Annotated in this window: 24 protein-coding genes; 12 read left to right on the plus strand and 12 right to left on the minus strand. The window is 71.0% G+C overall.

Annotated features, from left to right (window positions below; genetic code table 11):
- Positions 1-943: class I SAM-dependent methyltransferase (locus VFN12_RS13175; protein ID WP_325119167.1), on the plus strand; the 943-nt coding region annotated here is incomplete at its 5' end.
- On the opposite strand, the gene VFN12_RS13180 is transcribed toward VFN12_RS13175, so the two are convergent.
- Positions 922-1,224, minus strand: coding sequence for a hypothetical protein (locus tag VFN12_RS13180; protein WP_325119168.1), 303 nt, complete (start codon positions 1,222-1,224; stop codon positions 922-924). The two genes, VFN12_RS13175 and VFN12_RS13180, sit on opposite strands and share 22 nt — an antisense overlap.
- A gap of 51 nt (positions 1,225-1,275) precedes the next feature.
- On the minus strand, positions 1,276-1,617 hold the full coding sequence (locus VFN12_RS13185; RefSeq protein WP_325119169.1) for a metallopeptidase family protein: 342 nt from the start codon (positions 1,615-1,617) through the stop codon (positions 1,276-1,278).
- A gap of 113 nt (positions 1,618-1,730) precedes the next feature.
- On the opposite strand from VFN12_RS13185, the gene VFN12_RS13190 reads away from it, so the two are divergent.
- Together VFN12_RS13190 and VFN12_RS13195 are read left to right on the plus strand one after the other, a co-directional pair.
- On the plus strand, positions 1,731-3,593 hold the full coding sequence (locus tag VFN12_RS13190) for a hypothetical protein (RefSeq protein ID WP_325119170.1): 1,863 nt from the start codon (positions 1,731-1,733) through the stop codon (positions 3,591-3,593).
- 59 nt (positions 3,594-3,652) lie between these two features.
- On the plus strand, positions 3,653-4,852 hold the full coding sequence (locus VFN12_RS13195; RefSeq protein WP_325119171.1) for a cysteine desulfurase-like protein: 1,200 nt from the start codon (positions 3,653-3,655) through the stop codon (positions 4,850-4,852).
- A 19-nt stretch (positions 4,853-4,871) separates the two neighbouring features.
- Here VFN12_RS13195 and VFN12_RS13200 read toward each other — a convergent pair whose 3' ends face one another.
- The 4 genes from VFN12_RS13200 to dnaB all read right to left on the minus strand — a co-directional run bounded on the left by VFN12_RS13200 (position 4,872) and on the right by dnaB (position 7,770).
- Positions 4,872-5,222 carry a hypothetical protein gene (locus VFN12_RS13200; protein WP_325119172.1) on the minus strand — a complete coding sequence of 117 codons (351 nt, stop codon included), beginning with the start codon at positions 5,220-5,222 and terminating at the stop codon, positions 4,872-4,874.
- 7 nt (positions 5,223-5,229) lie between these two features.
- The gene (locus VFN12_RS13205; RefSeq protein ID WP_325119173.1) at positions 5,230-5,865 is read right to left on the minus strand and encodes a dihydrofolate reductase family protein; all 636 of its coding nucleotides are present in this window, start codon (positions 5,863-5,865) and stop codon (positions 5,230-5,232) included.
- A gap of 83 nt (positions 5,866-5,948) precedes the next feature.
- Positions 5,949-6,224, minus strand: a complete 276-nt coding sequence (locus VFN12_RS13210; protein WP_325119174.1) for a hypothetical protein — start codon at positions 6,222-6,224, stop codon at positions 5,949-5,951.
- A 127-nt stretch (positions 6,225-6,351) separates the two neighbouring features.
- Positions 6,352-7,770 (minus strand): replicative DNA helicase, encoded by a 1,419-nt coding sequence (gene dnaB / locus VFN12_RS13215; RefSeq protein ID WP_325119175.1) that lies wholly within the window; start codon positions 7,768-7,770, stop codon positions 6,352-6,354.
- A 495-nt stretch (positions 7,771-8,265) separates the two neighbouring features.
- On the opposite strand from dnaB, the gene VFN12_RS13220 reads away from it, so the two are divergent.
- Positions 8,266-9,630, plus strand: coding sequence for an MATE family efflux transporter (locus tag VFN12_RS13220; RefSeq protein ID WP_325119176.1), 1,365 nt, complete (start codon positions 8,266-8,268; stop codon positions 9,628-9,630).
- A gap of 29 nt (positions 9,631-9,659) precedes the next feature.
- A complete protein-coding gene (locus tag VFN12_RS13225; protein ID WP_325119177.1) occupies positions 9,660-10,208 on the plus strand; it encodes a hypothetical protein in 549 nt (182 codons plus the stop codon).
- A gap of 28 nt (positions 10,209-10,236) precedes the next feature.
- On the opposite strand, the gene rplI is transcribed toward VFN12_RS13225, so the two are convergent.
- From rplI to rpsF, 4 genes are all read right to left on the minus strand, one after another.
- On the minus strand, positions 10,237-10,683 hold the full coding sequence (gene rplI, locus VFN12_RS13230) for a 50S ribosomal protein L9 (protein ID WP_325119178.1): 447 nt from the start codon (positions 10,681-10,683) through the stop codon (positions 10,237-10,239).
- Positions 10,684-10,697: 14 nt separating this feature from the next.
- Positions 10,698-10,934, minus strand: coding sequence for a 30S ribosomal protein S18 (gene rpsR, locus VFN12_RS13235; protein ID WP_325119179.1), 237 nt, complete (start codon positions 10,932-10,934; stop codon positions 10,698-10,700).
- A 74-nt stretch (positions 10,935-11,008) separates the two neighbouring features.
- The gene (locus VFN12_RS13240) at positions 11,009-11,536 is read right to left on the minus strand and encodes a single-stranded DNA-binding protein (RefSeq protein ID WP_325119181.1); all 528 of its coding nucleotides are present in this window, start codon (positions 11,534-11,536) and stop codon (positions 11,009-11,011) included.
- A gap of 133 nt (positions 11,537-11,669) precedes the next feature.
- Positions 11,670-11,960, minus strand: a complete 291-nt coding sequence (rpsF, locus tag VFN12_RS13245) for a 30S ribosomal protein S6 (protein ID WP_325119182.1) — start codon at positions 11,958-11,960, stop codon at positions 11,670-11,672.
- Between the two features lie 250 nt (positions 11,961-12,210).
- Here rpsF and VFN12_RS13250 point away from each other — a divergent pair, with 250 nt between their 5' ends.
- The 3 genes from VFN12_RS13250 to VFN12_RS13260 all read left to right on the plus strand — a co-directional run bounded on the left by VFN12_RS13250 (position 12,211) and on the right by VFN12_RS13260 (position 15,312).
- On the plus strand, positions 12,211-13,005 hold the full coding sequence (locus tag VFN12_RS13250) for a deoxyribonuclease IV (RefSeq protein WP_325119183.1): 795 nt from the start codon (positions 12,211-12,213) through the stop codon (positions 13,003-13,005).
- A 121-nt stretch (positions 13,006-13,126) separates the two neighbouring features.
- Positions 13,127-14,245, plus strand: coding sequence for a lipid II:glycine glycyltransferase FemX (locus VFN12_RS13255; protein ID WP_325119191.1), 1,119 nt, complete (start codon positions 13,127-13,129; stop codon positions 14,243-14,245).
- Entirely contained in the window at positions 14,242-15,312 is a 1,071-nt protein-coding gene (locus tag VFN12_RS13260) for an alanine racemase (protein ID WP_325119184.1), read from the plus strand. The genes VFN12_RS13255 and VFN12_RS13260 overlap by 4 nt, the downstream gene beginning before the upstream one ends.
- Here the strand turns inward: VFN12_RS13260 and VFN12_RS13265 are convergent.
- Together VFN12_RS13265 and VFN12_RS13270 are read right to left on the minus strand one after the other, a co-directional pair.
- Positions 15,273-16,685: a glycosyltransferase family 87 protein gene (locus tag VFN12_RS13265; protein WP_325119185.1), complete on the minus strand. Its 1,413-nt coding sequence runs from the start codon at positions 16,683-16,685 to the stop codon at positions 15,273-15,275. The genes VFN12_RS13260 and VFN12_RS13265 overlap by 40 nt on opposite strands.
- A gap of 7 nt (positions 16,686-16,692) precedes the next feature.
- Complete coding sequence (locus VFN12_RS13270) at positions 16,693-18,885, minus strand: transglycosylase domain-containing protein (RefSeq protein WP_325119186.1); 2,193 nt, start codon at positions 18,883-18,885, stop codon at positions 16,693-16,695.
- 257 nt (positions 18,886-19,142) lie between these two features.
- On the opposite strand from VFN12_RS13270, the gene VFN12_RS13275 reads away from it, so the two are divergent.
- The 4 genes from VFN12_RS13275 to VFN12_RS13290 all read left to right on the plus strand — a co-directional run bounded on the left by VFN12_RS13275 (position 19,143) and on the right by VFN12_RS13290 (position 24,993).
- Entirely contained in the window at positions 19,143-19,757 is a 615-nt protein-coding gene (locus tag VFN12_RS13275) for a PadR family transcriptional regulator (RefSeq protein WP_325119187.1), read from the plus strand.
- A 47-nt stretch (positions 19,758-19,804) separates the two neighbouring features.
- Positions 19,805-20,884 (plus strand): inositol-3-phosphate synthase, encoded by a 1,080-nt coding sequence (locus VFN12_RS13280; RefSeq protein ID WP_325119188.1) that lies wholly within the window; start codon positions 19,805-19,807, stop codon positions 20,882-20,884.
- A gap of 284 nt (positions 20,885-21,168) precedes the next feature.
- Complete coding sequence (locus VFN12_RS13285) at positions 21,169-24,420, plus strand: PKD domain-containing protein (protein ID WP_325119189.1); 3,252 nt, start codon at positions 21,169-21,171, stop codon at positions 24,418-24,420.
- Positions 24,421-24,564: 144 nt separating this feature from the next.
- On the plus strand, positions 24,565-24,993 hold the full coding sequence (locus tag VFN12_RS13290; RefSeq protein ID WP_325119190.1) for a hypothetical protein: 429 nt from the start codon (positions 24,565-24,567) through the stop codon (positions 24,991-24,993).
- Positions 24,994-25,157 lie beyond the last annotated feature (164 nt).

Here is a 25,157-nt window from a genome sequence, read left to right on the forward strand (position 1 = left end):
GATGGTGGCGCGAGCCGGGTTCCTCGGCGACCTCGGACTGACCACGGTCGAGCACCCGAGCGGGATGGGCGAGTACGTGCCGGGCGACCCGACCGGCCGCACCGACGTACCCGGGGTGTGGGTGGCCGGCAACGTCACCGACCTCTCCGCGCAGGTGGGTGGCGCCGCAGCCGGCGGCGCCTTCGCCGGCGCCCAGATCAACGCCGACCTGGTCATGGAGGAGACCGGGCTGGCGGTCGAGGCCCGCCGGGGTGGCCACACCCACGGGGAGCACCCCGCCGACCCGGTCGAGTTCTGGGAGGCCTTCTACGGTCCCGGCCGGAAGCCGTGGAGCGGCCGGCCCAACCAGGTCATGGTCTCGGAGCTGACCGGCCCGCAGGCCCCGGCCGTCCGGGGCACCGCCCTCGACCTCGGCTGCGGTGCCGGGGCCGACGCGATCTGGCTCGCCCGGCAGGGTTGGACGGTGACCGGCGTGGACATCTCCTCGGCCGCACTCGCCCACGCCGCGACAGAAGCCGAGGCGGCCGGGCTGGCCGACCGGATCGAGTGGCTGCAGGCCGACCTCGACGGCGGGCTGCCCGCCGGGGAGTGGGACCTGGTCACCACCGCCTACCTGCACTCGCCCGTCGAGCTGCCCCGGGAGAAGGTCCTGCGCCGGGCCGCGGCGTCCGTCGCTCCGGGCGGCACCCTCCTCGTGATCGGGCACCAGGGCCACCCCTCGTGGCACACCGACCCCCTGCCGGAGGTCACCTTCCCGAGCGCCGACGACGTCCTGGTGTCGCTGGACCTCGACGGCTGGAGGGTGGAGCGAGCCCGGGTGGTGGAGGTCGAGATGACCTCACCGGACGGCGTCTCGGGCACCCGCACCGACAACGTGGTCAGGCTCCGTCGTCCGGCGGAGTCCGGTCAGGAGGCGCCCGGTCAGTACGCGCCGGTGAAGTAGGCGCTCGCCTGGATGAAGGCGGGCGTCATGCCGACCAGGGCGCCCGCAGCCAGCAGCGCGGCCCTGGTGGTGAACGCCCACGCCACGAGAGCCCCCGCGGCGCCTCCCGCGATCGCCGAGGTGATCAGCAGCCCCAGGTCGTCCCGGACCCGGTCCACCGGCGTTGCGTCGACGTCGAGGGACCAGCCGATGAGCGAGGTGGCGATCAGGGCAGTGCCCGCGAGAAGGCAGGCGAACGGGAATGCGACGAGGGCGCGTGCCCCGGCCCGAGGCAGTGACATGACCCCCTCAACGAGCAGGCCTCCGTGGAGGTCACGCGCGCGGGCGATCACTCACCACCCCAGCTCACGAAGACGCTTGTCGCCGATCCCGAAGTGATGGCCCACCTCGTGGACGACCGTCCGCCGTACCTGCTCGACGACCTGGGCCTCGCTGCTGCACATCGCGCAGATGGCACGCCGATAGATCGTGATCCGGTCAGGCAGGGCGCCGGCGTAGAGCCGCGACCGTCGGGTCAGGGGGACTCCCTGGTAGAGCCCCAGCAGTCCCGGACGGCCGCCGTCGTGGTCCACCGTGACCGCCACGTTGCTCATCAGCTCGCCCAGCTCGACCGGAATGCCGTCGAGCGCCTCGCTCACCATCACCTCGAAGCTCTCGGGATCGACGTCGACCATGGAGCAAGTGTCCACCCCGAGACCACATCCTCTGCCGGACACCGGACGGGGGTGCCGGGCGCGGCGTATCATCAACCGGCGCGGATCGACCGTGCAGAACGGGAGAACCGGCCATGAGCGAGCACACCCCGGGCGGTGCGGCAGAACAGCTGGAGCCGAACCGGGGCGAGCGACTCCCCCGGACCGAGCGTGGACACGGCCGGCGGCGCCGGATGGTCGCCGGCGTGGGTGCGCTGGCCGTGCTCGGGGCGTCAGCCGGCGCGGTGTGGGCCTGGCAGTCGTTCATGGGACAGGGCGCACAGCCGGCGGAGTCCCTGCCGGCGAGCACGCTGGCCTACGTCGCGGTCGACTTCGACCCTGCCGGGGGTCAGAAGCTGGCGGCGCTCGGCTTCCTCCGCAAGTTCCCCTCGCTGGAGAAGGACGCCGGACTCACCAGCGCCGGAGACCTGCGCGAGAACGTGTTCGACGAGGTCCGCACCGACCTGCCGTGCGACCTCGGGTACGACGACGTGGAGCCCTGGATGGGCACCCGGTTCGCCTTCGCGTTCGTCGACGAGGGTGGCCCCCAGCCGGTGGCGGTCGTCCAGGTCGGCGACCGGGACCGGGCGGTGGGAGGCCTCGAGCGGCTCGCGCGCTGTGCCGACGGAGACCTCGGGTATGCCCTCGGCGACCAGTGGGCGGTGCTCGCCGAGTCGGACGAGGTGGCCGACGCCGTCCTGCGCGACGCCGCGGGCTCGCCGCTCGCGGAGGACGCCGAGTTCCAGGACTGGACCGGGCGCGCGGGCGAGCCGGGCGTGGTCACCCTGTACGCCGCACCCGAGGCGGGTCCTGCCCTGGTGTCGGCCATCGAGGACAGCCCGTACGGCTACATCACCCCGGTGGGCGGGTTCGACCCGCTCGGCATGCTGATGGGAGCCTTCGCCGTCGCCGGCGCGGCCGACTACGGATCCGGCGAGGCCTACGCGATGGAGGCCTCCTCGACGGTCCGGCCGGGCAGGCGCGGGGGCGGCGGTCACCTGGCGTCGGAGGCCGAGCTCGACAAGCAGCTCACCCAGCTCGAGACGATGACCCCCGCCGAGCAGAAGGCCTTCACCCGCAAGCACTTCGCGGCAGCACCCGGACCGGCTCACCAGGGCGAGGTGGTGGTGGACGAGGAGGAGTGGTCCCAGGCGGAGTTCCCCAAGCCCTCGATCCCCGCGGACCAGCGAGCAGCGCTGATGAGCTTCGCGGGTCTCGGCGGCGTCGTCCGGTTCGACGACGGTGCCCTGGAGCTGGAGGTGGTCTCCGACCGGATCGAGGGCACGACCGGCAACCTCCTCGCCGGCACCGCCGGGGACGACGTGCTCGGCGACCTCCCGACGGACACCGCGGCGGCGCTGAACGCCGGGTTCCGCGACGGTTGGGGCGAGGCCTTCGTGCAGCGGTTCGCCGAGGCGTCGATGCCGTTCGGTGGGCAGCCGGACCGAAATGCGGCGGCCGCGTTCGAGCAGCAGACCGGGCTCACCGTGGCGGACGTCGAGGCTCTCGGCGGCGACTCCGTCGCAGTGTCGGTCGGTGCCGGGTTCGACCCGGACCGGCTGTTCATGGATCCCACCAGGGCGGGCGTGGCCGCCCGGATCTCCGGCAACGCCGACGACGTCGAGGCGGCGCTCGAGAAGCTGGCCGGAGCCGACCGCACCGCGCTCGAGTGGCGACGGGTCGGCGACGACGTGCTGGTCGGTGCCAACAGCGAGTACCTCGACCGGCTCGCGGGCCCGGGCGGCCTCACCGGGACGGGGAGATTCACCCACGCGGTCCCCGACGCGGCAGACGCGGCCAGTGTCTTCTTCCTGAACTTCGATGCCGGCGACTGGCTCGACCGGTCGGTGAGCCCGTCGGATCGTCCGGACGCGGAGCCGCTCGCGGCGGTGGGCTACAGCCTGCAGGACGAAGGGGACCGGGAGCGCGTCGTACTGCGCGTCACCACCGAGGACTGACGCGGGCCGCTGCGCCCTGTGAGACCTTGGTGGGCCAGCCGCGAGCAGAAAGGCGCCGGATGGCTCTTGATCCCACCGCACTGAGGGCACACTTTCCCGCCCTGGCGAGCGGTCTCGCGTTCTTCGACGGTCCGGCCGGCACCCAGACGCCGACCCCGGTGGCCGACGCGATCACGGCGACGCTCACCGGTCCGCTGTCCAACCGCGGCACCTTCGGGGAGTCCGACCTCAACGCCGAGCACGCCGTGCACGGCTTCCGGGCCGCGTACGCCGACCTGCTCAAGATGCCGGCCGAGGGCATCGTCCACGGCCGGAGCGCCACGCAGCTCACCTACGACTTCTCGCGGCACCTGGCCAAGACCTGGCGATCCGGTGACGAGATCGTCCTCAGCCGGCTCGACCACGACGCGAACGTCCGTCCCTGGGTCCAGGCCGCCGAACGAGCCGGCGTCGCCGTGCGCTGGATCGAGATCGACCCGGCCACCACCGAGCTCGACCTCGACTCCTACGAGCTGGCCCTCTCCGACCGCACCCGGCTGGTCGCGGTCACCGCCGCCTCGAACGTCGTCGGCACGATTCCGCCGCTCCGACGGATCGCCGACCAGGCCCACGAGCTCGGCGCCCTGGTGTTCGTCGACGGCGTCCACTACGCCGCCCACCACCTGGTCGACGTACCCGCGCTCGGCGCCGACCTGTTCGTCTGCTCCCCCTACAAGTTCCTCGGTCCCCACTGTGGCGTGCTGGCCGGCGTCCCGGAGCTCCTCGAGTCCCTGCACCCGGACAAGCTCGTCCCCTCCCCCGACGTGGTGCCGGAACGGTTCGAGCTCGGCACCCTGCCCTACGAGATCCTGGCCGGCGCGGCCGCGACCGTCGACTTCCTCGCCGCCCTGGACCCCGGAGCTGCGGGCACCCGCCGCGAGCGGCTCGCGCAGTCCATGGCCGCGATGCACGACCACGAGACGGCGCTCCGGGCCCGCCTGCAGGAGGGGCTCGACGGCTTCGGTGACGCGGTCACCCTGCACTCGAGGGCCCGTGAGCGGACCCCGACCTTCCTGATGTCGTTGGGCGGCCGCGACGCGCGCGACGCACAGACGCACCTGACGTCGCGGAAGGTGGTGGCGGTGGCCGGATCCTTCTACGCCTACGAGCCCTTCCGGGCGCTCGACCTCGACGACCCTGCCCTGCGGGTGGGGCTCGCGCCGTACAACACGGCGGAGGAGATCGACCGGCTGCTCGTGGCGCTCGACGAGTTCCTCTGACCCGCGCGGGACGTCGCTGCTAGCGGGGTGGTCGTCCGGCCAGGCGCCACCAGGCCGTCAGGAGCGTGACCGCACCGAGGCCGAAGCCGACGCCCAGCGCGAGGAACATCCGGGCGTCCGCGGCGTCGTCCTCGAAATCGTTCGTGACGACGGCGAGCCACATGAACCACGAGGTGCACGCCAGCAGGCCGCTGACGGAGCCGACCGTCATCAGCCCCCGGTGACGTCGGCGGCGCAGGGCGAACGACGGGCGCCGGAACGCCGCGTCCTTCGCGCCCTCCGCCATCGACTGGCCGACGACCTCCGCGAGCAACCAGCCCAGCCCACACGCGATCGCCAGCCCGAACACCGCGAGCAGCTCACCACTCATGGGTGCATCATGCGGCGGCCTTCCGCGTGAACGTCAGGTGGGTGACGCCGCTGGGCGAGGAGGTCGCCTCGATGTCGTAGACGTCCTCGAGGGCCTCCAGGCCGTCCCAGACGCGGACGCCCCGCCCGAGCACGATCGGGACCTGGACCAGGTGCAGGTGGTCGACGAGCCCGGCGGCGACGAAGTCGCGGACGACGGTGGGGCCACCCCCGATCCGTACGTCCTGGCCGCCGGCGGCTGACCGCGCGGTCGCCAGGGCCTCGCCCGGGGTGGCGTCGAGGAAGTGGAAGGTGGTGCCGCCCTCCATCTCGATCGGGGGCCGCGGGTGATGGGTGAGGACGAACGTCGGCGAGTGGAAGGGCGGGTTCGCGCCCCACCAGCCCGTCCAGTCCGGGTCGTCCTGCCAGCCGGGCGGCCCGAACTTGTGGGCGCCCATGATCTCGGCGCCGATGCCGTGCCCGTGGCGCTCGGCGAAGGCGTCGTCGACACCTGCCGTGCCCCCGGTACCCCAGAACCGGGTGCCGAACATCCACTCGTGCAGCCGCTCCCCGGCATGGCCGAAGGGCGCCTCGAGCGACTGGGGCTCACCCGTGGCGAAACCGTCGAGGGAGATGGACAGGTTGTGGACCCGGGTGAGGGACATCAGGCGCTCCTCGGCTGGTGGTGGTGAGTGTTCCGGTACAGGGAGTGACCAGAGCGACGGCGGGTTCTCATCGTCACCCGGGGTCAGGCGCTGGACGGATCGCCGGTGCCCGTCGTGTCTTCGGCCGTCGGGTCGTCGGGGACCGGCGTGACGGGACCCTGCTCCTCCTGGCTGCGCAGCTCCATGATCGTGGCGTGCCGGGCTGGGCTGAAGAGCTCGGTCATCACCTCGAACGGGTTGCTGGTCGTGCTCGTGCGCCGGTCGCGTCGCCAGCCGAACGCCCGCTGCGCACAGACCACGACGACCACCAGCAGCACCGCCACGGCGATGACCGCCTGCAGCTGTTCGAGCGCCTTCACCAGTTCCTCCACGTGACCGCGTGGGGCCCCGTCGCGGATTCGGCCGGGCCGCCGGTCATGCACCCCAGTATCGGCTCCTGTCGACGGACCGGGGCGAAAGTGCCGATGAACGCGGGCGACGACTGGGTCAGTGGGCCATGTCGACGAAGCGGCTGTAGTGGCCCTGGAAGGCGACGGTGATGTCGCGGGTCGGACCGTTGCGGTGCTTGGCGACGATCAGGTCGGCCTCGCCCGGGCGAGTCGACTCTCGCTCGTAGACGTCGTCGCGGTGGAGCAGGATCACCATGTCCGCGTCCTGCTCGAGCGAGCCCGACTCGCGCAGGTCGCTCATCATCGGCCGCTTGTCGCTGCGCTGCTCGGGACCACGGTTGAGCTGGGAGAGGGCGATGATCGGGACCTCGAGCTCCTTGGCCAGCAGCTTGATCTGCCGGGAGAACTCCGAGACCTCGAGCTGGCGGGACTCGACCTTCTTGCCTGAGGTCATCAGCTGCATGTAGTCGATGACGATCAGCTTGAGGTCGTGGCGCTGCTTGAGCCGGCGGGCCTTCGCCCGGATCTCCATCATCGTCATGTTGGGCGAGTCGTCGATGAACATCGGCGCCGACGACACCTCGGCCATCTTGCGGGCCAGCTTGCCCCAGTCCTCGTCGCTCATCTGACCGTTGCGGATCGCGTTGAGCGGCACCTTCGCCTCGGCAGAGAGCAGCCGCATGGTGATCTCGGAGCGAGTCATCTCGAGGCTGAAGAAGCAGCTCGTGAGGTTGTTGTGGATCGACGCCGCCCGGCACAGGTCGAGGGCGAGCGTCGACTTGCCCATGGCGGGTCGCGCCGCGACGATCACCATCTGGCCGGAGTGGAGACCGTTGGTCAGGTCGTCGAGGTCGGCGAAGCCGGTGGGGACGCCGTAGAGGCCGGCCTCGCGGTTGCCGATGGCCTCGATCTCGTCGAGGACGCCGTCCATGATGTCGGAGAGGGGCGCGTAGTCCTCGGCCGCGCGACGGTCGGTGACCTTGTAGACCTCGGCCTGCGCCTGGTCGACCACGTCGTCGACCTGGCCCTCTCCCGCATAGCCGATCTGGACGATGCGGGTCCCGGCGTCGACCAGCCGGCGCAGCACGGCCTTCTCGCGCACGATCTCGCCGTAGTAGGCGGCGTTGGCGGCGATCGGCACGTTGGCCGACAGCGTGTGCAGGTAGGGCGCCCCGCCGACCCGCTGCAGCTCGCCGCGCCGTTGCAGCTCGGCGGCGACGGTGACCGGGTCGGCGGGCTCGCCTCGTCCGTAGAGGTCGATGATCGCGTCGTGGATGACCTCGTGGGCGGGCCGGTAGAAGTCGACGCCGCGGACGATGTCGGCGACATCGGCGATGGCGTCCTTGGACAGCAGCATCGAGCCCAGGACGCTCTGCTCGGCGGCGTTGTCCTGGGGGGGTGTACGGTCGCCCGGACGTGAGGGCGCCTCGCCGGGGGCGAAGCTCGCCGGACCGTCGCCCCACTCGTCGAATCCGGGGTCGGCGAGGCCGGGGGCGTCGTGATCGGTGACGCTCACGGGCGGCCTCCTCGGGTGACTGGTGCGCTGACGACGTCGGGCGTGCGCCGACCCTAGGGGGAGGGGCCGACACCACCCTCGCGGGTCATGTCGGCGTTCGTCCCCTGTCCGGCGCCCCGCCGGAACCTACGCTGCGCACGCGGGAATCTGAACCCGCGTGTCCACAGCCCCCTGGGGATAACCGGGGCGAACCCGTGGGGAACCGACCACGGGATGTGCACAGCGTGGGGATATGCCTGTGGATACTCGCTGCTTCGTTGGCAAGAACACGGTCGTGACCTGCGGGAACGTCTCTCCCGAGGTGTGGAGGAAAATCTCCCGGTGAAGTCGGCGTTCACCTGACCGCCATCCGGGATTTCCATGTTGGTTTGTCGACACGGCGGGGAGTCCGCCGGGATTCCCACAGAAGCCCACCACTCATGCACAGTCCCGTGTCTGGACCACGTCATGGGCAGAGGTGCCTTGTGGCCATTACTGGGGGTCTAGTCTGTTCGGGTGGCCCTCACCCGCTCCGACACCCGCGGGCACGACCGCGAGATCGTGCGCCTGGCGGTTCCCGCGTTCCTCGCGCTGGTCGCGGAGCCGCTGTTCCTGCTCGCCGACGCCGCGATCGTGGGCCACCTCGGCACGGAGCCACTGGCCGGCCTGGGCGTGGCGGCGGTCGTCCTCCAGACCGCGGTCGGCCTGTGTGTCTTCCTCGCCTACGGCACCACCGCCTCCGTCGCCCGGCGGCTGGGCGCCGGCGACCTGCGGGGGGCCCTCACCCAGGGCGTCGACGGGGTCTGGCTGGCGGTGCTGATCGGCGTGCTGGTCACCGTCCCCGGCATGCTGTTCACCGAGCAGCTGGTGGGCCTCTTCGGTGCCGACGCCGCCGTGGCCGGGCCCGCGACGACGTACCTGCGGATCGCCTTCCTCGGGACCACGCCACTGCTGGTCATGCTGGCCTCCACCGGGATCCTGCGCGGCCTGCAGGACACCCGCACGCCGCTGGTCGTGGCCGTGGCCGGCAACGCCCTCAACGTGGCGCTCAACCTGCTGCTCGTCTACGGCGCCGGACCGGTCGAGGGCCTGGGGCTCGCCGGCTCCGCCTGGGGGTCCGTGCTCGCCCAGGTCGCCAGCGCCGCGGCCCTGGTCGCCGTCGTGGTGCGCGCGGCCCGCCGCGAGGGGGCAGGCCTCGCTCCGGACCTCCCGGGCATCCGGGCCGCCGCCCATGCCGGGGTGGCGCTGGTCATCCGCACCCTCACCCTGCGCGCCGCGCTCCTGCTCACGACGTACGCCGTCACCCTCGGCGCGACCGGCCCCCGCGAGCAGGCGGTGGACCTGGCGACCCACCAGCTCGCGCTGACCGTGTGGACCTTCCTCGCCTTCGCCCTCGACGCCATCGCCATCGCGGCCCAGGCCATCACCGGCCGCTACCTCGGCGCCGGCGACGTCGCCGGGACCCGGGAGGTCACCGCGCGCATGGTCCGCTGGGGCGTGGTGAGCGGCGTGGTCACCGGACTGCTGCTCGCCGCCGCCAGCCCGCTGCTCGGGCCGCTGTTCACCGGCGACGCCGAGGTCCACGACCGACTGGTGGCGGTGCTGCTGATCGCCGCGCTCGGACAGCCGGTGGCCGGGGTGGTGTTCGTCCTGGACGGCGTGCTGATCGGTGCCGGCGACGGCACCTACCTGGCCTGGGGCGGACTGGCGACCCTGGCGGCCTACGTCCCGGCGGTCCTGGTCGCGGTGGCCGCCGGTGGCGGCCTGCTGGCGGTCTGGGTCACCTTCACCGTGGTCTTCATGGGTGCCCGCTTCGTGGTGCTCACCAGGCGCGCCCGGGGCGACGCCTGGCTGCGGACCGGGGCCACGGCAGTCCGCTAGTCACGCGACCGGGCCCTACGCTTGCCGCCATGCGGCCGCTCCAGTCCATCGCGATGGGGCTGGTCGTCGTCGCCCTGACCGCCCCGCTCGTCGGGGGGTACGACGCGCTGCCGGATCCCGTCGGCTGGCTCCTGGTGATCCTCGGGGTGCGGGGCCTGCCGTCCGACGTGCCCCGCCGCAGCGGCCTCACCACGCTGGCGTGGCTCGCGGGGGCGGTGTCGGTGCCGCTGTGGCTGCCGGGCTTCAGCGACGCGGCCTACGCCATCCACCCCTCGCTGGGCTGGGCGCTGAACCTTCCGCAGCTGGGCTTCGCGGCCCTGCTGTGCCACTCGCTCGCCGCCGTCGCGATGGCGGCCGAGGACCCACGGGCAGGATCCTGGCTGCGCCTGGCCATGGCCGGGTTCGTGCTCGCGGCGGTGCTGCCCGTCATCGTCTTCGGGGCCGGCGTCGGGACGCTCGAGGTCACGGCGTACCTGGGGGCGACGTTGGTACTGATCGCCCTGATCTGCCTGCTCTTCGCCTACTCCGGGCGCCCGTGGGCGGTCGAGCCCGCGGCCGAACCACCGGCCACGGGCTGACTCACCACCTGTCCAGCAGGCGCGGGGCTCAGGCCGGGATGACGTTGAGGGCCACCGTGGCGGACACCTCGTCGTGCAGCTTGACGGTGACCTCGTGCGCGCCGAGGGACTTGATCGGGTGCTCGACCGCGATGGTGCGCTTGTCGACCTGCTCGCCGCTGGTGGCGGCGAGGGCGTCGGCGATCTCGGTGACGGTGACGGCGCCGAACAGGCGCCCGCCCTCACCGGCGCGGACCTTGATGCTGACCGGCTCGGCCTCCAGCTTGGTCCGGATCTCCTCCGCGTGGTCGTGGTCGCGCACGGAGCGCGCTCCGCGGGCCGCCTTGATCGACTCGACGGTCTTCTCGGCGCCACGCGTCCAGCGGATCGCCACGCCGCGCGGCACGAGGTAGTTGCGGCCGTAGCCGTCCTTGACCTCGACCACGTCGCCGGGGGCACCGAGGCCGGTGACCTCCTGGGTCAGGATGAGCTTCATGTGTCCCGTCCTCCTCAGCGACCGGTCGACGTGTAGGGCAGCAGCGCCATCTCGCGGGCGTTCTTGACCGCGATGGCCACGTCGCGCTGGTGCTGGACGCAGTTGCCGGTCACCCGGCGGGCGCGGATCTTGCCGCGGTCCGAGATGAACTTGCGGAGCAGCACGGTGTCCTTGTAGTCGACACCGGTCGCCTTCTCCTTGCAGAACTGGCAAACCTTCTTCTTCGGCTTGCGAATCACTGCCTTCGCCATTGTGGTGCTCTCCTTTCAGAGCCCGGCTGACGCCGGAATGGTGGCTGTTGACGTTGTTGTGTAGTGGGTTGTGATCAGAACGGGGGCTCGTCGGAGCCCACGCCGGGTGCGCCCCACGGGTCCGCGCCGCCGCCGGACTGGCCGGCAGGCGCGCCCTGGGAGGCCGGGGTGGCCCACGGGTCGTTGGCCTGCTGGCCGCCGCCCTGCTGGGCGCCGTACCCGCCACCGCCGCCGGAGCGCTGGGTGCGGGTGACCTTGGCGGTGGCGTACTTGAGCGAGGGGCCGACCTCGTCGACGTCGATCTCGAAGACCGTGCGCTTCTCGCCCTCGCGGGTCTCGTACTGCCGCGACTTCAGGCGGCCCTGCACCACGACCCGCATGCCCTTCTGGAGGGACTCGGCGACGTTCTCAGCCGCCTGCCGCCAGACCGAGCAGGTCAGGAACAGCGCGTCGCCGTCCTTCCACTCGTTGGTCTGCTTGTCGAAGGTGCGCGGCGTGGACGCGATCCGGAAGTTGGCCACGGCCGCACCCGAGGGGGTGAAGCGCAGCTCCGGGTCGTCGACCAGGTTGCCGACGACGGTGATGACGGTCTCGCCTGCCATGTCAGGTCTCCCTAGGTTGATTCGGTGAGGTCACGGTCTCGCCCCATCAAAGCCTGCGGCGCCGACAGGCGGAAGGGCCGATCCACAGTGCCGATCCGCCGGGCTGATCCGCCCGGCTGATCTGTTCCGTGGATCAGTGGACCTCGGGACGAGTCACCTTGGTGCGCAGCACCGACTCGTTGAGGTTGAGCTGGCGGTCGAACTCCTTGACCGTGGCCGGCTCGGCCGCGAGCGAGATGACGGCGTAGATGCCCTCGGCGTTCTTGGCGATCTCGTAGGCGAGCCGGCGGCGTCCCCAGACGTCCACGGACTCGATGTTGCCGCCGTCCTTGCGGATGACGTTGAGGTACTTGTCGAGCGACGGCTCGATGGTCCGCTCTTCGAGGCTCGGCTCGAGGATGACCATCACTTCGTAGGCACGCACAGCGGTCCCACCTCCTCTGGACTCGGCGACCACGGTCTCTCCGTGGCAGGAGGGCGTTGCGTTGCGCCACCCGGAGGCGGCGGTTCCGGTACGTCGACCTGCGTCGGCAGGGCGGGTACCCGAAGGAACGCCCGATGCTAACAGTGACAGCCGGGGTCCAGAGAATTGGCGTCGGCGACGCTCTCTAGCATGGCGGGATGAGCACCCCACGAAGCCGCTCGCTGCGCTCACGCCTCCGCCGGGACCCCGCATGACCCTCCGGCTCGGCGCCCACATCGACCAGACCGACCCCGTCGGCGAGGCGGCCGCTCGCGACGCCGACCTCGTGCAGTTCTTCCTCGGCGACCCGCAGGGCTACAAGGGACCCGAGGTCCGGTACGCCGGCGGTGCCGACGGGCTCCGCGACGACGCGTCGGCGGCCGGCATCGACCTCTACGTCCACGCGCCGTACATCGTGAACGTCGCGACGACCAACAACCGGATCCGGATCCCCTCCCGCAAGCTCCTGCAGAAGCACGTCGACGCCGCGGCCGAGATCGGGGCGAAGGGGCTGATCGTCCACGGGGGCCACGTGGGGTCGGAGGACGAGCTCGCCACCGGGTTCGACAACTGGCGCAAGGCGATCGAGGCGACCGACCTCAAGCTGCCGCTGCTGATCGAGAACACCGCCGGCGGCGACCACGCGATGACCCGCCACCTCGACCGGATCGCCCGGGTGTGGGAGGCGATCGCGGCCGCCGAGGGGTCGGAGATGGTCGGCTTCTGCCTCGACACCTGCCACGCCCACGCGGGGGGCAACGACCTGGCGACGGTCGTCGACGACGTACGACGGGTGACCGGACGGATCGACCTGGTCCACTGCAACGACAGCCGCGACGACTTCGACTCGGGCGCCGACCGGCACACCAGCCTCGGTGCGGGCCGGATCGACCCCGACCTGCTCGCGGCCGTGGTCCGCGACGCCGGCGCCCCCGTGGTGTGCGAGACCCCCGGTGGCGCCGACGAGCACCGCGCCGACTTCACCTGGCTCCGCGACCGCCTCTGACGTTGAGTTGGGGATTCCCGCTCCTCGAATTGGGGCTTCCCGCTCACCAACCGCGCACGGATCCCCAACTCGACGGTCACCAATCCCCAACTCAACGGCGGCCGGTAGCCTCGGGGCCGTGCTGAGCGTCCGCGAGATTCCCGAGTCCGAGCACCTCGGCTTCATCCGGGGGCGGCGATCGGCCAGCTTCCTGCAGACCCCCGCCTGGGGACTGGTGAAGTCGGAGTGGCGGCGGGAGTCGCTCGGCTGGTTCCGGGGCGACGAGCTCGTCGGGGCGGGACTGGTGCTGTACCGCCAGCTGCCGAAGCTGCGCCGGTACCTCGCCTACCTCCCCGAGGGGCCGGTCATCGACTGGGCGGATGACGACCTCGCCGCCTGGCTCGAGCCGCTGGCCGGGCACCTGCGCGGCCGAGGCGCGTTCGGGATCCGGATGGGCCCGCCCGTCATCACGCGCCGCTGGAGCGCGGCCCAGGTCAAGGAGGGCATCGCCGACGACGGCGTACGACGCCTCGGGCAGGTCCCGCCGCTGGAGACCTCCGACACGGGCGCCCGGGTGGTGTCCCAGCTCGAGGCACTCGGGTGGAGGCCGCAGTCCGTCGAGGGCGGCTTCGCCGCAGGGCAGCCGCAGTACGTCTTCTGGGTCCCGCTGTCCGGCCGTACGGAGGACGACGTCCTCAAGGGGATGAACCAGCAGTGGCGCCGCAACATCAAGAAGGCCGCCAAGGAGGGCGTCGTCGTGCACGCCGCCGACCCCGGCGACGCGCGCGCCGACCTCAAGCGGTTCCACGACCTCTACGTGCACACCGCCGAGCGTGACCACTTCACCCCGCGCGGGCTGCCCTACTTCCAGACCATGTACGACGCCCTCAGCGCCGAGGACCCCGACCGGATCCGGCTCTGGTTCGCCGAGCACGAGGGCGACCTGGTCGCGGCCACGATCGCGATCCGGGTGGGAGCCCACGCGTGGTACTCCTACGGGGCCTCCTCGACGGAGAAGCGCGAGGTGCGCGGCTCCAACGCCGTCCAGTGGGCGATGATGCGCGACGCCCTCGCCGCCGGCGCCGACGTCTACGACCTCCGCGGCATCACCGACACTCTCGAGTCCGACGACCCGCACCTGGGGCTGATCCAGTTCAAGGTCGGCACCGGCGGCGAGGCCGTCGAGTACGTCGGCGAGTGGGACCTCCCCCTGCGCCCCCTCCTCTACCGGGCGTTCGACCTCTACATGAAGCGCGCATGAGCCTCACCCTCACCGTCGACGGCGAGCGCTGGCGCAGCCACCTGCACACGGTCGCCGAGGCCACCCCGGGCCTGGTGCCGGTCGCCAAGGGCAACGGCTACGGCTTCGGGCTCGGCCGGCTCGCCCGCCGGGCCCAGTGGCTGGCCGACCAGGGGCTCGGGTGCGACACCCTGGCGGTGGGCACCTACGAGGAGCTGCCCGAGGTCGCGTCCCGCTTCGCGGGCGACCTGCTCGTGCTCACGCCCTGGCGACCCTTCGGCGCCGCCCTGGAGCTCGACCCGGCGTACGCCGGCCGGGTGATCCACACGATCGGGCGCCCCGAGGACCTCCTCGGACTGCTGGAGCGGGAGCCGCGGGCACGCTACGTCCTGGAGCTGCTGACCAGCATGCAGCGGCACGGGCTCACCCCGTCCCGGCTGCGCGAGCTCACCTGGCCGGACGACCGGCGCGGCGGACTGGCCGGGGTCGCGCTCCACCTGCCCCTCGCCCGGGAGTCCCACCTCACCGAGGTCCACCACCTCGTCGACGACCTGCTCGAGTCGGGCCTCCAGGACGACACGACGACCCTCTGGGTCAGCCACCTCACCGGTGCCGAGCTGGAGGCGCTCAAGGGTCGCCACCCCGGCTTCACCTTCCGCCCGCGGATCGGCACCGGCCTCTGGCTCGGGGACCGCAAGGCGTTGACGGTGACGGCGACCGTGCTCGACGTCCATCCGGTGGAGCGGGGCGACGTCTTCGGCTACCGCGGCCGCGCCGCCCCCAAGTCGGGCCACCTGCTGATCGTCAGCGGCGGCACCGCCCACGGGATCGGTCTCGAGTCACCGATGGGCGAGTCGTCACTGCGGTCCCGGGCGGCCACCCTCGCCCGGGGAGGGATGGACGCGGTCGGGTTCGTGCGGTCGCCGTACACCGTCGACGGCAAGCAGCGCCTGTTCGCCGAGCCACCCCACATGCAGGCATCCATGCTGTTCCTCCCCCGGGGGCCCAAGGTCCCCGAGGTCGGCGAGGAGCTGGGGGTGCGGGTGCGCTACACCGCGACGACGTTCGACCGGGTGGTCATCGGCTGATCCCGGTCGACCGGGTCCAGCTCGGGTCGCAGCACGTCGCGCGCCACCACCCCGACCAGCCACAGCTCGCACAGCATCCGCACCAGGATCGCCAGCCAGTAGAAGCCGGCGTCCCCGCCCCCGGCCGGGTCCAGGTCGCCGCCGAGGTACCACCACACGCTCGCGAAGTAGAAGACCTCACCCGCCTGCCAGATCAGCTGGTCGCGCCAGCGCGGCCGGGCCAGCACGGCGAGGGGCAGCAGCCACAGGACGTACTGCGGTGAGTAGACCTTGTTGACGAGCAGGAAGCCGGCGACGATCAGGAAGCCGAGCTGCGCCAGGCGCGGGGTCTGGGGTGCCTTCAGTCCCAGGACGAGCACCCCCAGGCACCAGGCGCCGAGGAACAGCCACGAGCCGACGTTGACGGTGCCGGGGTCGAACGTGGCGTCGAGCGACTCGGAGATCACCAGCCAGATCGAGCCGAGGTCCGCGCCGCGGTCGGCGTTGAACGTCCAGAACACCTGCCACTGCTCGCTCCCGGTCAGGTACGCCGGGAGGTCGGCCAGCACCCAGGCGGCCACCGCCGCACCGACGGCGGCCCAGAAGTCGCGCATCCGCCGGTTCCGCAGGCAGATCACGAGTAGTCCGCCCAGGAGCAGCAGCGGGAACAGCTTGGTCGCGGTTCCCAGGCCGATCAGGGCGCCGGCCAGGCCCGGGCGGTCCCGGGCCCACGCCCACATCGCCCCCGCCACGAACACGACGACCAGGAGGTCCCAGTTGATCAGGGCCGTGAGGGCAAGTGCGGGTGAGAGCGCGAACAGCGCGGCGTCCCACGGCCGGCGCGGGTTGACCTGGGTGAGGAACCACGCGGACAGCAGTGCCGCCAACGCGAATCCGAGGGCGCTGAGCACGACGAACAGACGGACCTCGCCGGCGACCTCCTCGTCGGAGAACAGGGAGTCGGCCGGCATCGCGTACCGGGGCTCGATGTCGGGTGACCCGTTCGCCCAGTGCGTGGCCCAGGCGGTCGCCCAGGCGAAGTAGGCGATCCCGACCGGGTACTCCATGACCTCGTAGCGTCCGCGCACCTGGTCGTCGTCGGTGTAGGGCCAGTTCAGCTCCGCCAGCCCCCGCCCGGTGTAGAGATACGGCAGGTCGGAGTAGCACATGTAGGTGTAGCGGGCATCGCCGTCCTGCCAGGAGTCCGCGAAGCAGGGCGCCTTCTGCACCATCCCCAGCGCGAAGCACAGGGCGGTCATGGCGAGCACGACCCGGACCGGCGTCCACCAGGGGTGCCGGCCGGCGCGGGGGCCGAGAGGCCCCCCGAGAGACTCGCTCAGACTGGTACCGACCGGGTCGTCGCGGGTGGGGTGGACCCGGTCGTCGTCGATCACGTGTCGATCACGCGGCTCGCTCCCGCACCGTCCCCTGCTGGCCCGGCGGTGTTGTCTCCTGTCCGGGCGGCGTCGGAGTGGGGTTCGGGGTCGGCTTCGGCGTGGGCGTGGGCGTGGGCGTCGGAGTGGGCGTCGGCGTCGGCGTCGGCTCCTCCGTCGTCGGCTCCTTGGTCGGCTTCTTCGACGGCGGAGGCGCCGGAGAGAACGTCGTCGTGGGCGGAGGCGTGTACGGGACGTGGCCCTCCTCCGGGGCGTCGCCGTCCACGAACGCCGGTGGCGGGAACTCCTCGATGGGGAGACCCTCCATGGCCCGCTGCATCACCGCGGTCCAGGTCTCGGCCGGATAGTCGCCGCCGAAGTACGACGGGAGCCAGCCCTGGAGCTGCTCGTTGCCCTGGCCACGGACGTACATCACCGACGTGGCCAGCTGGGGGGTGTAGCCGCTGAACCAGGCCGACGACACCTCGCCGTCACCGTTGGTCGCGGTGCCGGTCTTGCCGGCGACCGGCCGGCCCAGACCCTGCGCCGCGGTGCCCGAGCCGCTCTCCACGACCTGCTGCAGGGCGTAGGTCACGTCGGCGGCGATGTCCGCGTCGACGGTCCGGTCGCTCTGCACCTTGTGGGTGTAGCGGGTCTCTCCGTTGCGGTCGACGACCTTCTCGATGATGTACGGCTCCGAGGCCTCGCCCTCGTTGGCCAGCGTGGCGTAGGCGTTGGCCATGTTGATCGGGCTGACCGTCGCGCTGCCGAGGGCCACACCCGCGGTCGGCTCGAGGCCAGGACTCGAGTTGGGGAAGCCGGGCGCCTTCCGCGAGGTCGGCTTCGCCGGCGGCAGCCCGAGGTCCTCGGCCGCGTCGAGGACCTTCTTCGGCCCGTTCTCCATGCTGTCGGTCATGTCGATGAACGCGGTGTTCACGGAGTTCTCCGTCGCGGTGATCATCGAGATGGCCGAGCCGTAGTCCTCGTCACCCTGGTTCTCGAAGTCGGTGCCGTCGTCGAGCACGATCGGGGAGTTGCCCTCGAACGTGTCCTTGAGCGAGTACCCGTCGCGAAGCGCGGCGACCAGCGCCGAGGGCTTCATCGTCGAGCCCGCCTGGCCACCGGAGATCGCCCAGTTGATCTGGGAGTCGAGGTAGTCCTGACCGCCGTAGATGCCACGCACCGCGCCGGTGCCGGGCTCCACGCTCGCGACACCGATGTGCAGCTCCTTGTCGCCGAAGCCCTCCGGCTTTGCCTCGAGCACGCCCTGCTCGGCCGCGACCATGGCCTTCTTGGAGAACGTGGTGGTCACCCGGAGACCGCCGCCCTCGATCTCGTCCTCGCTGAAGCCGAGGCGGACCAGCTCGTCGCGGACCATGGTCAGCACGTGACCCCGCTGTCCTCCGAACTGGCTCTCGGCCTCGAGCTTGGGGAACTTCGGCAGCCGGCGCTGGGCACGGTCGGCCTGGCCGGCGGAGATCGCTCCGGTGTCGGCCATGCTCGACAGCACGTAGTCGTAGCGGGCCTTCAGGTCGCGCCGGGCCTGCTTGCCGTTCGCGGGGTCGTACTTGGTCGGGTTGTTCAGCACGGTCGCCAGCACGGCGCTCTGTCGCAGGTCGAGCTTCTTGGCCTCGACGTCGAAGAACGCCTTGGCGGCTGCCTGGACGCCGTAGGCACCGCGGCCGAAGTAGATGGTGTTCAGGTAGCCCTCGAGGATCTGGCGCTTGTCCAGCTGGTTGTGCAGCTTCAGCGAGAGCATCGCCTCCTTGACCTTGCGCTCGAGGGTCTGCTCCTGCGTGAGGTAGAGGATCTTGACGTACTGCTGGGTGATCGTCGAGGCGCCCTGGGTGGCGTTGCCCTGGGCGTTGCTGAAGGCGGCCCGCAGGATGCCTCGGGGATCGATGCCACGGTCGGTCCAGAAGGAGCGGTTCTCGGCGGCCACGACGGCGTCCTGGATGGTGTCCGGCATCTCGTCGAGCGTGATCGACTCGCGGTTCTGCGTGGCATACCGGCCGAGCTCGCTCTTGCCGTCGTTGTAGTAGACGAAGGAGGTCTGGGTCTGGAAGTCCTCGTTCGGATCGGGCACGTCGGTGACGACGTAGGCGACCACGAAGGCCGAGGCCCCGAGCAGCGAGAAGACCAGGCCGACGATCAACACCCACTTGCCGACCTTCTTGGCCCGGTCACGGTTGCTCAGGGGTCGCTGGGACTTCTTGGTCACTGCAGGACCAGCGGCCCGGCGCTTTCCACTCAAGGTTGAGACTCCGGAGGAAGACTTCAGGGGTATTCGTGCGTCCGCGCCGGACACGGCGCGTCCGGCGCATTCGGTACAGGGTACGCAACACGCCGGGGGCGGGCGAAGTCCTCGCGGACGCGAGATCGGCCACATGCCACCCGCCGAACCCCTCCTGCCGCCCGTTCCCACGCGGGGACGGGTTCGTTTACCGCGCGGCGCGATGTATCGCTACGATAGGTCGCGTGGCACGTCGTGGAGAGACCATCGAGCTGGCAGTCCTCGGACTGCTGCACGAGGGACCCATGCACGGCTACGAGCTCCGCAAGCGGCTGAACCTCATGCTCGGATGGGGGCGCGTCCTCTCCTACGGGTCGCTCTACCCGGCGCTGAAGAAGATGCTCCGCGGCGCCCTCATCGCCGAGGTCGCCGCGACGACCACGCCGGTCACCCGGCGTCCGCGCATCGTCTACCAGGTCACCGAGCAGGGCCGGGCGGAGTTCCGGAGGTTGATGTCCGAGGTCGGTCCCACGGCGTGGGAGGACGACAACTTCGACATCCGGTTCGCGTTCTTCGGCCAGACCGACATGGAGATCCGGCTCCGGGTTCTCGAAGGACGACGTACCCGCCTCCAGGAGCGGCTGGACCGGGTGCAGAACCAGCTGGCCATGACACAGAAGGAAGTCGACCGGTACGCCGCCGAGCTGCAGCGTCACGGCGTCGAGTCGGTGGAGCGCGAGGTGCGCTGGCTCTCCGACCTCATCAACGCCGAACGCACCGGCAGCGAGTCGTCGATCGAGCACCCGGTCGTCCCGCCGGACCGACCGCCGAAGCGGCGTGGCGCGAAGACAAAGAAGTGACCCGGGCAGACGTGACACGGGCAGAAGTGACAGAGGAAGGAAACCCGATGGGTTCGGTTCGAGTAGCAATCGTGGGGGTCGGCAACTGCGCCACCTCCCTGATCCAGGGCGTCGAGTACTACCGCAACGCCGACCCGAGCGGGACCGTGCCGGGGCTGATGCACGTCACGTTCGGTGAGTACCACGTCTCGGACGTGGAGTTCGTTGCGGCGTTCGACGTCGACGCCAAGAAGGTCGGGTTCGACCTCGCCGACGCGACCAGCGCGTCGGAGAACAACACGATCAAGATCTGCGACGTCCCGCCCACGGGCGTCACCGTCCAGCGCGGCCACACCCTCGACGGCCTGGGCAAGTACTACAAGGAGACGATCGAGGAGGCCGACGCCGAGCCGGTCGACGTGGTGGCGGTGCTGAAGGAGACCCGGGCCGACGTCCTCGTCTCCTACCTGCCGGTGGGGTCGGAGCAGGCCGACAAGTTCTACGCCCAGTGCGCGATCGACGCCGGCGTGGCCTTCGTCAACGCGCTCCCGGTGTTCATCGCCTCCGACCCGGTGTGGGCCGCGAAGTTCGAGGAGGCCGGCGTTCCGATCATCGGCGACGACATCAAGAGCCAGGTCGGCGCCACCATCACCCACCGGGTCCTGGCCCGGCTGTTCGAGGACCGCGGCGTGGTGCTGGACCGCACCTACCAGCTCAACGTCGGCGGCAACATGGACTTCAAGAACATGCTCGAGCGCGAGCGGCTGGAGTCGAAGAAGATCTCCAAGACCCAGGCGGTCACCTCCAACATCGACCACGACCTCGGCGCTCGCAACGTGCACATCGGGCCGTCCGACTACGTCGCCTGGCTCGACGACCGGAAGTGGGCCTACGTGCGACTCGAGGGCCGCGCGTTCGGCGACGTGCCGCTCAACATGGAGTACAAGCTCGAGGTGTGGGACTCCCCCAACTCGGCCGGCATCATCATCGACGCGATCCGGGCGGCGAAGATCGCCCAGGACCGCGGCATCGGAGGCCCGATCATCTCGGCGTCGTCGTACCTCATGAAGTCGCCGCCGGTGCAGCTGCCCGACGACGAGGGCCGCCGCCGGGTCGAGGCGTTCATCGAGGGCCAAGAGGGCGCGTGAGGAACGAGCGCGCGCTCGTGTGGCCCGAAGGTTGAGCGAACCCCGCGGCTGAGGAGCCGCGAGGGGCGAGTCGAAACTCCGCAAGCATTGGCAGGGCGGTGACCACGGCGGTCACCGCCCTGCTGTGCGTTCCGGGGTTTCGACGACGCTCGCTCACGCTCGCTGCTCAACCGCCGGGTACGACACTCGACGACCGGCCGGTGCGTAACTGTGACGCGCATGGGTCGTTGGGGGTGCGTCGCGTCACACCCTCGGCGCGGCGGTCCCTTCTCCCGAGGATGCCCATGTCTGCCCTGCACCCCAGGCGGCTGACGAGTGTCGCGGTCACGACCGTGCTCGCCGCCAGTCTCTCCGCCGGCCTTCCGTCCCTCCTCACCGCCGAGGCCGCCTCCGCGCCGGCAGCGCCGGCCGCCTCGCCCGGCACCCGCTCGGTGGGCGACGCCGACGGACTCGTGATCGAGAACTCGTTCGTCAGCTCCCAGGGCTGGGTCAAGCCGGGGGACGACTACCCCTCGCGGATCCTGCTCACCAACGAGACCGGTTCCACGGTCAGCGGGGCGACCATCACCATCACCGCGCCCCGAGGCAGCACCTTCCTCGACGCCCGCGGACCGGGCGACCACCCGGTCACGGCCCACGAGATCGTCTGGACGCCCGGGGACATCGCGGCCGGCGAGAACCCCACCCTCGTCCTCGAGAGCCACGCCGCCAGCACGACGGAGGAGCCCACCATCGTGTGGCGCGACCTGTCCACGAAGGCGGTGCTCGACACCAGCAGCGCCCGGTCCACGGTCTCCAGCCACGGACCCAAGGTGATTCCGCCCGGCGAGGCCTACGACACCGCCAAGTACGGCGACCGGCCGTTCCCCGTCGTACCCGTGGAGTACACCGACCGCGCCTACCAGCCCACCAACAGCGGTGACGAGCTCGAAGCGGTCATCAACGACCCGAAGAAGCCGGGCTCGACCTTCAACCTCTTCCAGGAGATGTCCCTGGGCCAGCTCTACCCCAAGGCCTCCGTGGGCTCGGCCGGCCTCGACGGCGTGGGCTTCGACTACGCCCAGGGCTTCGACTTCACCAACGCCGAGGCAGGGCAGACCTGTACCGGCACCACCCTCGAGGACGCCCCCGTGGACGCCGAGGGGACACCTGCCTACCCGACCCGGATCTCCAACGGCGTCTACAACCTTCCGGGCGACACCGCCTACTACGGCTCGGACGCCAACGGCTCCGCCCTGGTCGGCGCCGTCGCCGGCATCGGAGCGCTCCAGCAGATCGACGCCGGATGTGGGTCCCCGGGCAAGCTCGTCTACGACGCGGCGGTGATCGCCGACCCGGAGATCGACTACTCCGACTTCGACACCGACAAGGACGGACTCGTCGACTTCTTCATGGCCGTCTTCGCCGGCTGCGGCGGGCACGGCTCGTCCCAGCTCAGCGCCGCCGGCTGCGACTACGCCGATGCGCCGTACGACAACGTCTGGCCGCACTCGTCCTCGCTGGAGTTCTACTACTCCGACCCGGAGACGGGGCTGCCCGGCTACACCACCGACGACCAGCTGAAGAACCTCGAGGGCCAGCCGCTCTGGTACACGGACAAGAACTACTCCGATACCACCACCACCGACATGGGCGACGACCTCAAGGTCTTCGTCCGGGTCGGGCCCTACAACGTCAACCCCGAGACCGCGATCGAGAAGGCCAGCGTGATCTCGCACGAGTACGGCCACTCGCTCGGGCTGCCCGACTTCTACTCCACCGGCAGCCGGGAGACCTACGGGGACTGGAACCTGATGGCGACCGACAAGTCGCAGAACATGGACATCTTCTCCCGCCAGGAGCTGGGCTGGGTGGTGCCCGAGGTGCTGAAGCCGGGCACGTCCCCCACCGTCTCCGGATGGACCGACTCCAAGCAGGACACCGACACCATCCGCTGGCAGACCCCCGACGGGACGCCGTACACCCTGAGCGAGGGGACCGACGGCCGCGTGCAGAACTCGCAGGCGTACGTCGCCAAGCTGCCCGGACGGGAGCTGATCGACCCGGCGAAGTTCGACACCGGCGACACCGCCACGCGGACGCACGCGTGGTGGAGCGGGTCCGCCAACGACTTCGGCTGCTCGCCGACCGAGGGACGCAACTTCGACCTCGCGATCCCGGGCCTGGCCGACCTGCCGCAGGGCAGTGAGGTGAAGCTCGAGTTCAAGTCCCTGTGGGACATCGAGTGGGACTACGACTACGGGTTCGTCCTCACCACCACCGACGGGGGCGAGAGCTACACGTCCAACCCGTCCGAGAACGGCTACACCACGTCCAACACCGACCCGCTGGCCGGCAACCCGAACGCCAACAGCTGCCAGCAGCAGTACGACAACGGACTCACCGGCACCAGCGGTTCCTACGCCGCCGGGAGCGAGTCGACGGACCGCAAGCTCGGGGACTACCCGGACTCGGTGTTCCTCTCCGACAGCTACGACATCAGTGAGCTGGCCGGTGAGGCGGAGGGTGCGCTGCGGTTCAGCTACTCCTCCGACCCGGGCGTGGCCCGGCCGGGCTGGTTCATCGACGATGTCGTGGTCACCGCGACCACGCCGTCGGGCGAGCAGGTCCTGCTCGACACCGACTTCGAGTCCTCGGGCGGCCCCGACGACCCGCGCGTCTTCAACGGCGGCTGCCGCGAGGACCTCACCACCGCGCAGCGCTGCACCCTGGGCTGGAGGTACGTCGCCGCGGGCTCCGAGGCGGCCGCCGACCACGCCTACTACCTGGAGATGCGGGACCGGTCCGGGTTCGACCTCGACGGCCAGGGGCAGATCGACCGTGACCCGATCGGCTTCGCCCCGGGTCTGTCGCTGGTCTACACCGACGAGGCGCACGGTTACGGCAACGCCGGGACCGACGACCCGCCGGCCCAGTCGCCGCTGGACAGCCAGCCCGAGCCGGGCGAGTCGTCACCGAACCTGAACGACGCGGCCTACACCGCGACCGACGGTGACTCCGCCTTCAACGACTTCGGCATCGGTCACACCGACAACTACGAGGACCCGAGCAACTCCGAGGTGGACTCGCGCTACTCGGACGTGGCGAACCCGTGGCGCTTCCGCTACTCCTGCCTGGGCTTCAACGTGACGTCGATGCTGGGCGACACCGAGGGACCCGCCACCTCCGACGGCGACCTGACCGGCGACGTGGCCTTCCGGATCGGACAAGGGTGTGGAGTCTTCGACTACGGCTACGGCTCGACCGACACCGGCATCGACGCCGCCCCCTCGGCCGCGTTCAGCCTGCAGCCGGCGAGGCCGACCGTCGGACGGAGGGTGGTCCTGAGCGCCGGCGCCACCACGGACGACCGGACCGACCCGGCCGACCTCACCTACAGCTGGGACTTCGGCAACGGCGGCAGCCGCGAGGACGCCACGGGTCAGGTCGTCCGCAGGACGTTCAGGAAGGCCGGCCCGCAGCTGGTGACGCTGACGGTCACCGACCGGTCCGGCAACAGCGACACCGTGACGCGCTCCTTCCGCGTCCGCCGCTGAGCCTGGAGTGTGGGGGGACGGTCCCCGGCCCCGTGTGGGCCGGGGACCGTTTTTCTTCGTGTCTTGCGTTCGTGAGCCGCGGTGGGAGTCGCGATCGGAGGTCTCGGCCAGGTCGATGCTCCGTCCGGCTGCCAGACTTCCCGGGTGGATCGACTGCGGATTGACCAGGTTGACGAGCGCGACAGCAACTGGGAGGACTCCAGCCCTCGCTTCAGGGTGTATCTGCACGGCAGCGGCGAGAGGGGGACCTCGGGCTGGACCGACACCTACGACGTCGTCGGCGCCGACATCCTCCAGGTCATCGACTGGGCACAACGGCAGGCGGCCGGTTCACTGACCTACGCCGTGGCGCTCGTCTGCGACGACCAGGGCCCGCGCCGCGAGCCGGGCCGTGGCCGCGGTCTCGTGTGGCTGGTCGGGATGGACGGCAACGACCCGCCCGGCGACATGGGCGAGGAGATGACCCAACGGCGGATGCTCGCCAGACGCGCCCAGCCGGTGGTCGTCCCGGAAGCCGACCGCATGCCCGCCGGAGTCCCCGATCCGTACGACGAAGGTGGGCGCGCCCGCTGACCCGGGCGGGAGCACCTGGGACCCCCGGACCTATGCCTCCGACTCGGCCTTGACCCGGCTCAGCGTCTGCCGCATCCCCTCGCGCAGCTCCCGGGTGAAGTTCTGCTGCCCACCCAGGGCAATCCTGGTGAGCTTGATCGAGATGTCGGAGATGCCCTCGGGGG

Source organism: Nocardioides sp. (assembly GCF_035703625.1).
Classification (GTDB): domain Bacteria; phylum Actinomycetota; class Actinomycetes; order Propionibacteriales; family Nocardioidaceae; genus Nocardioides.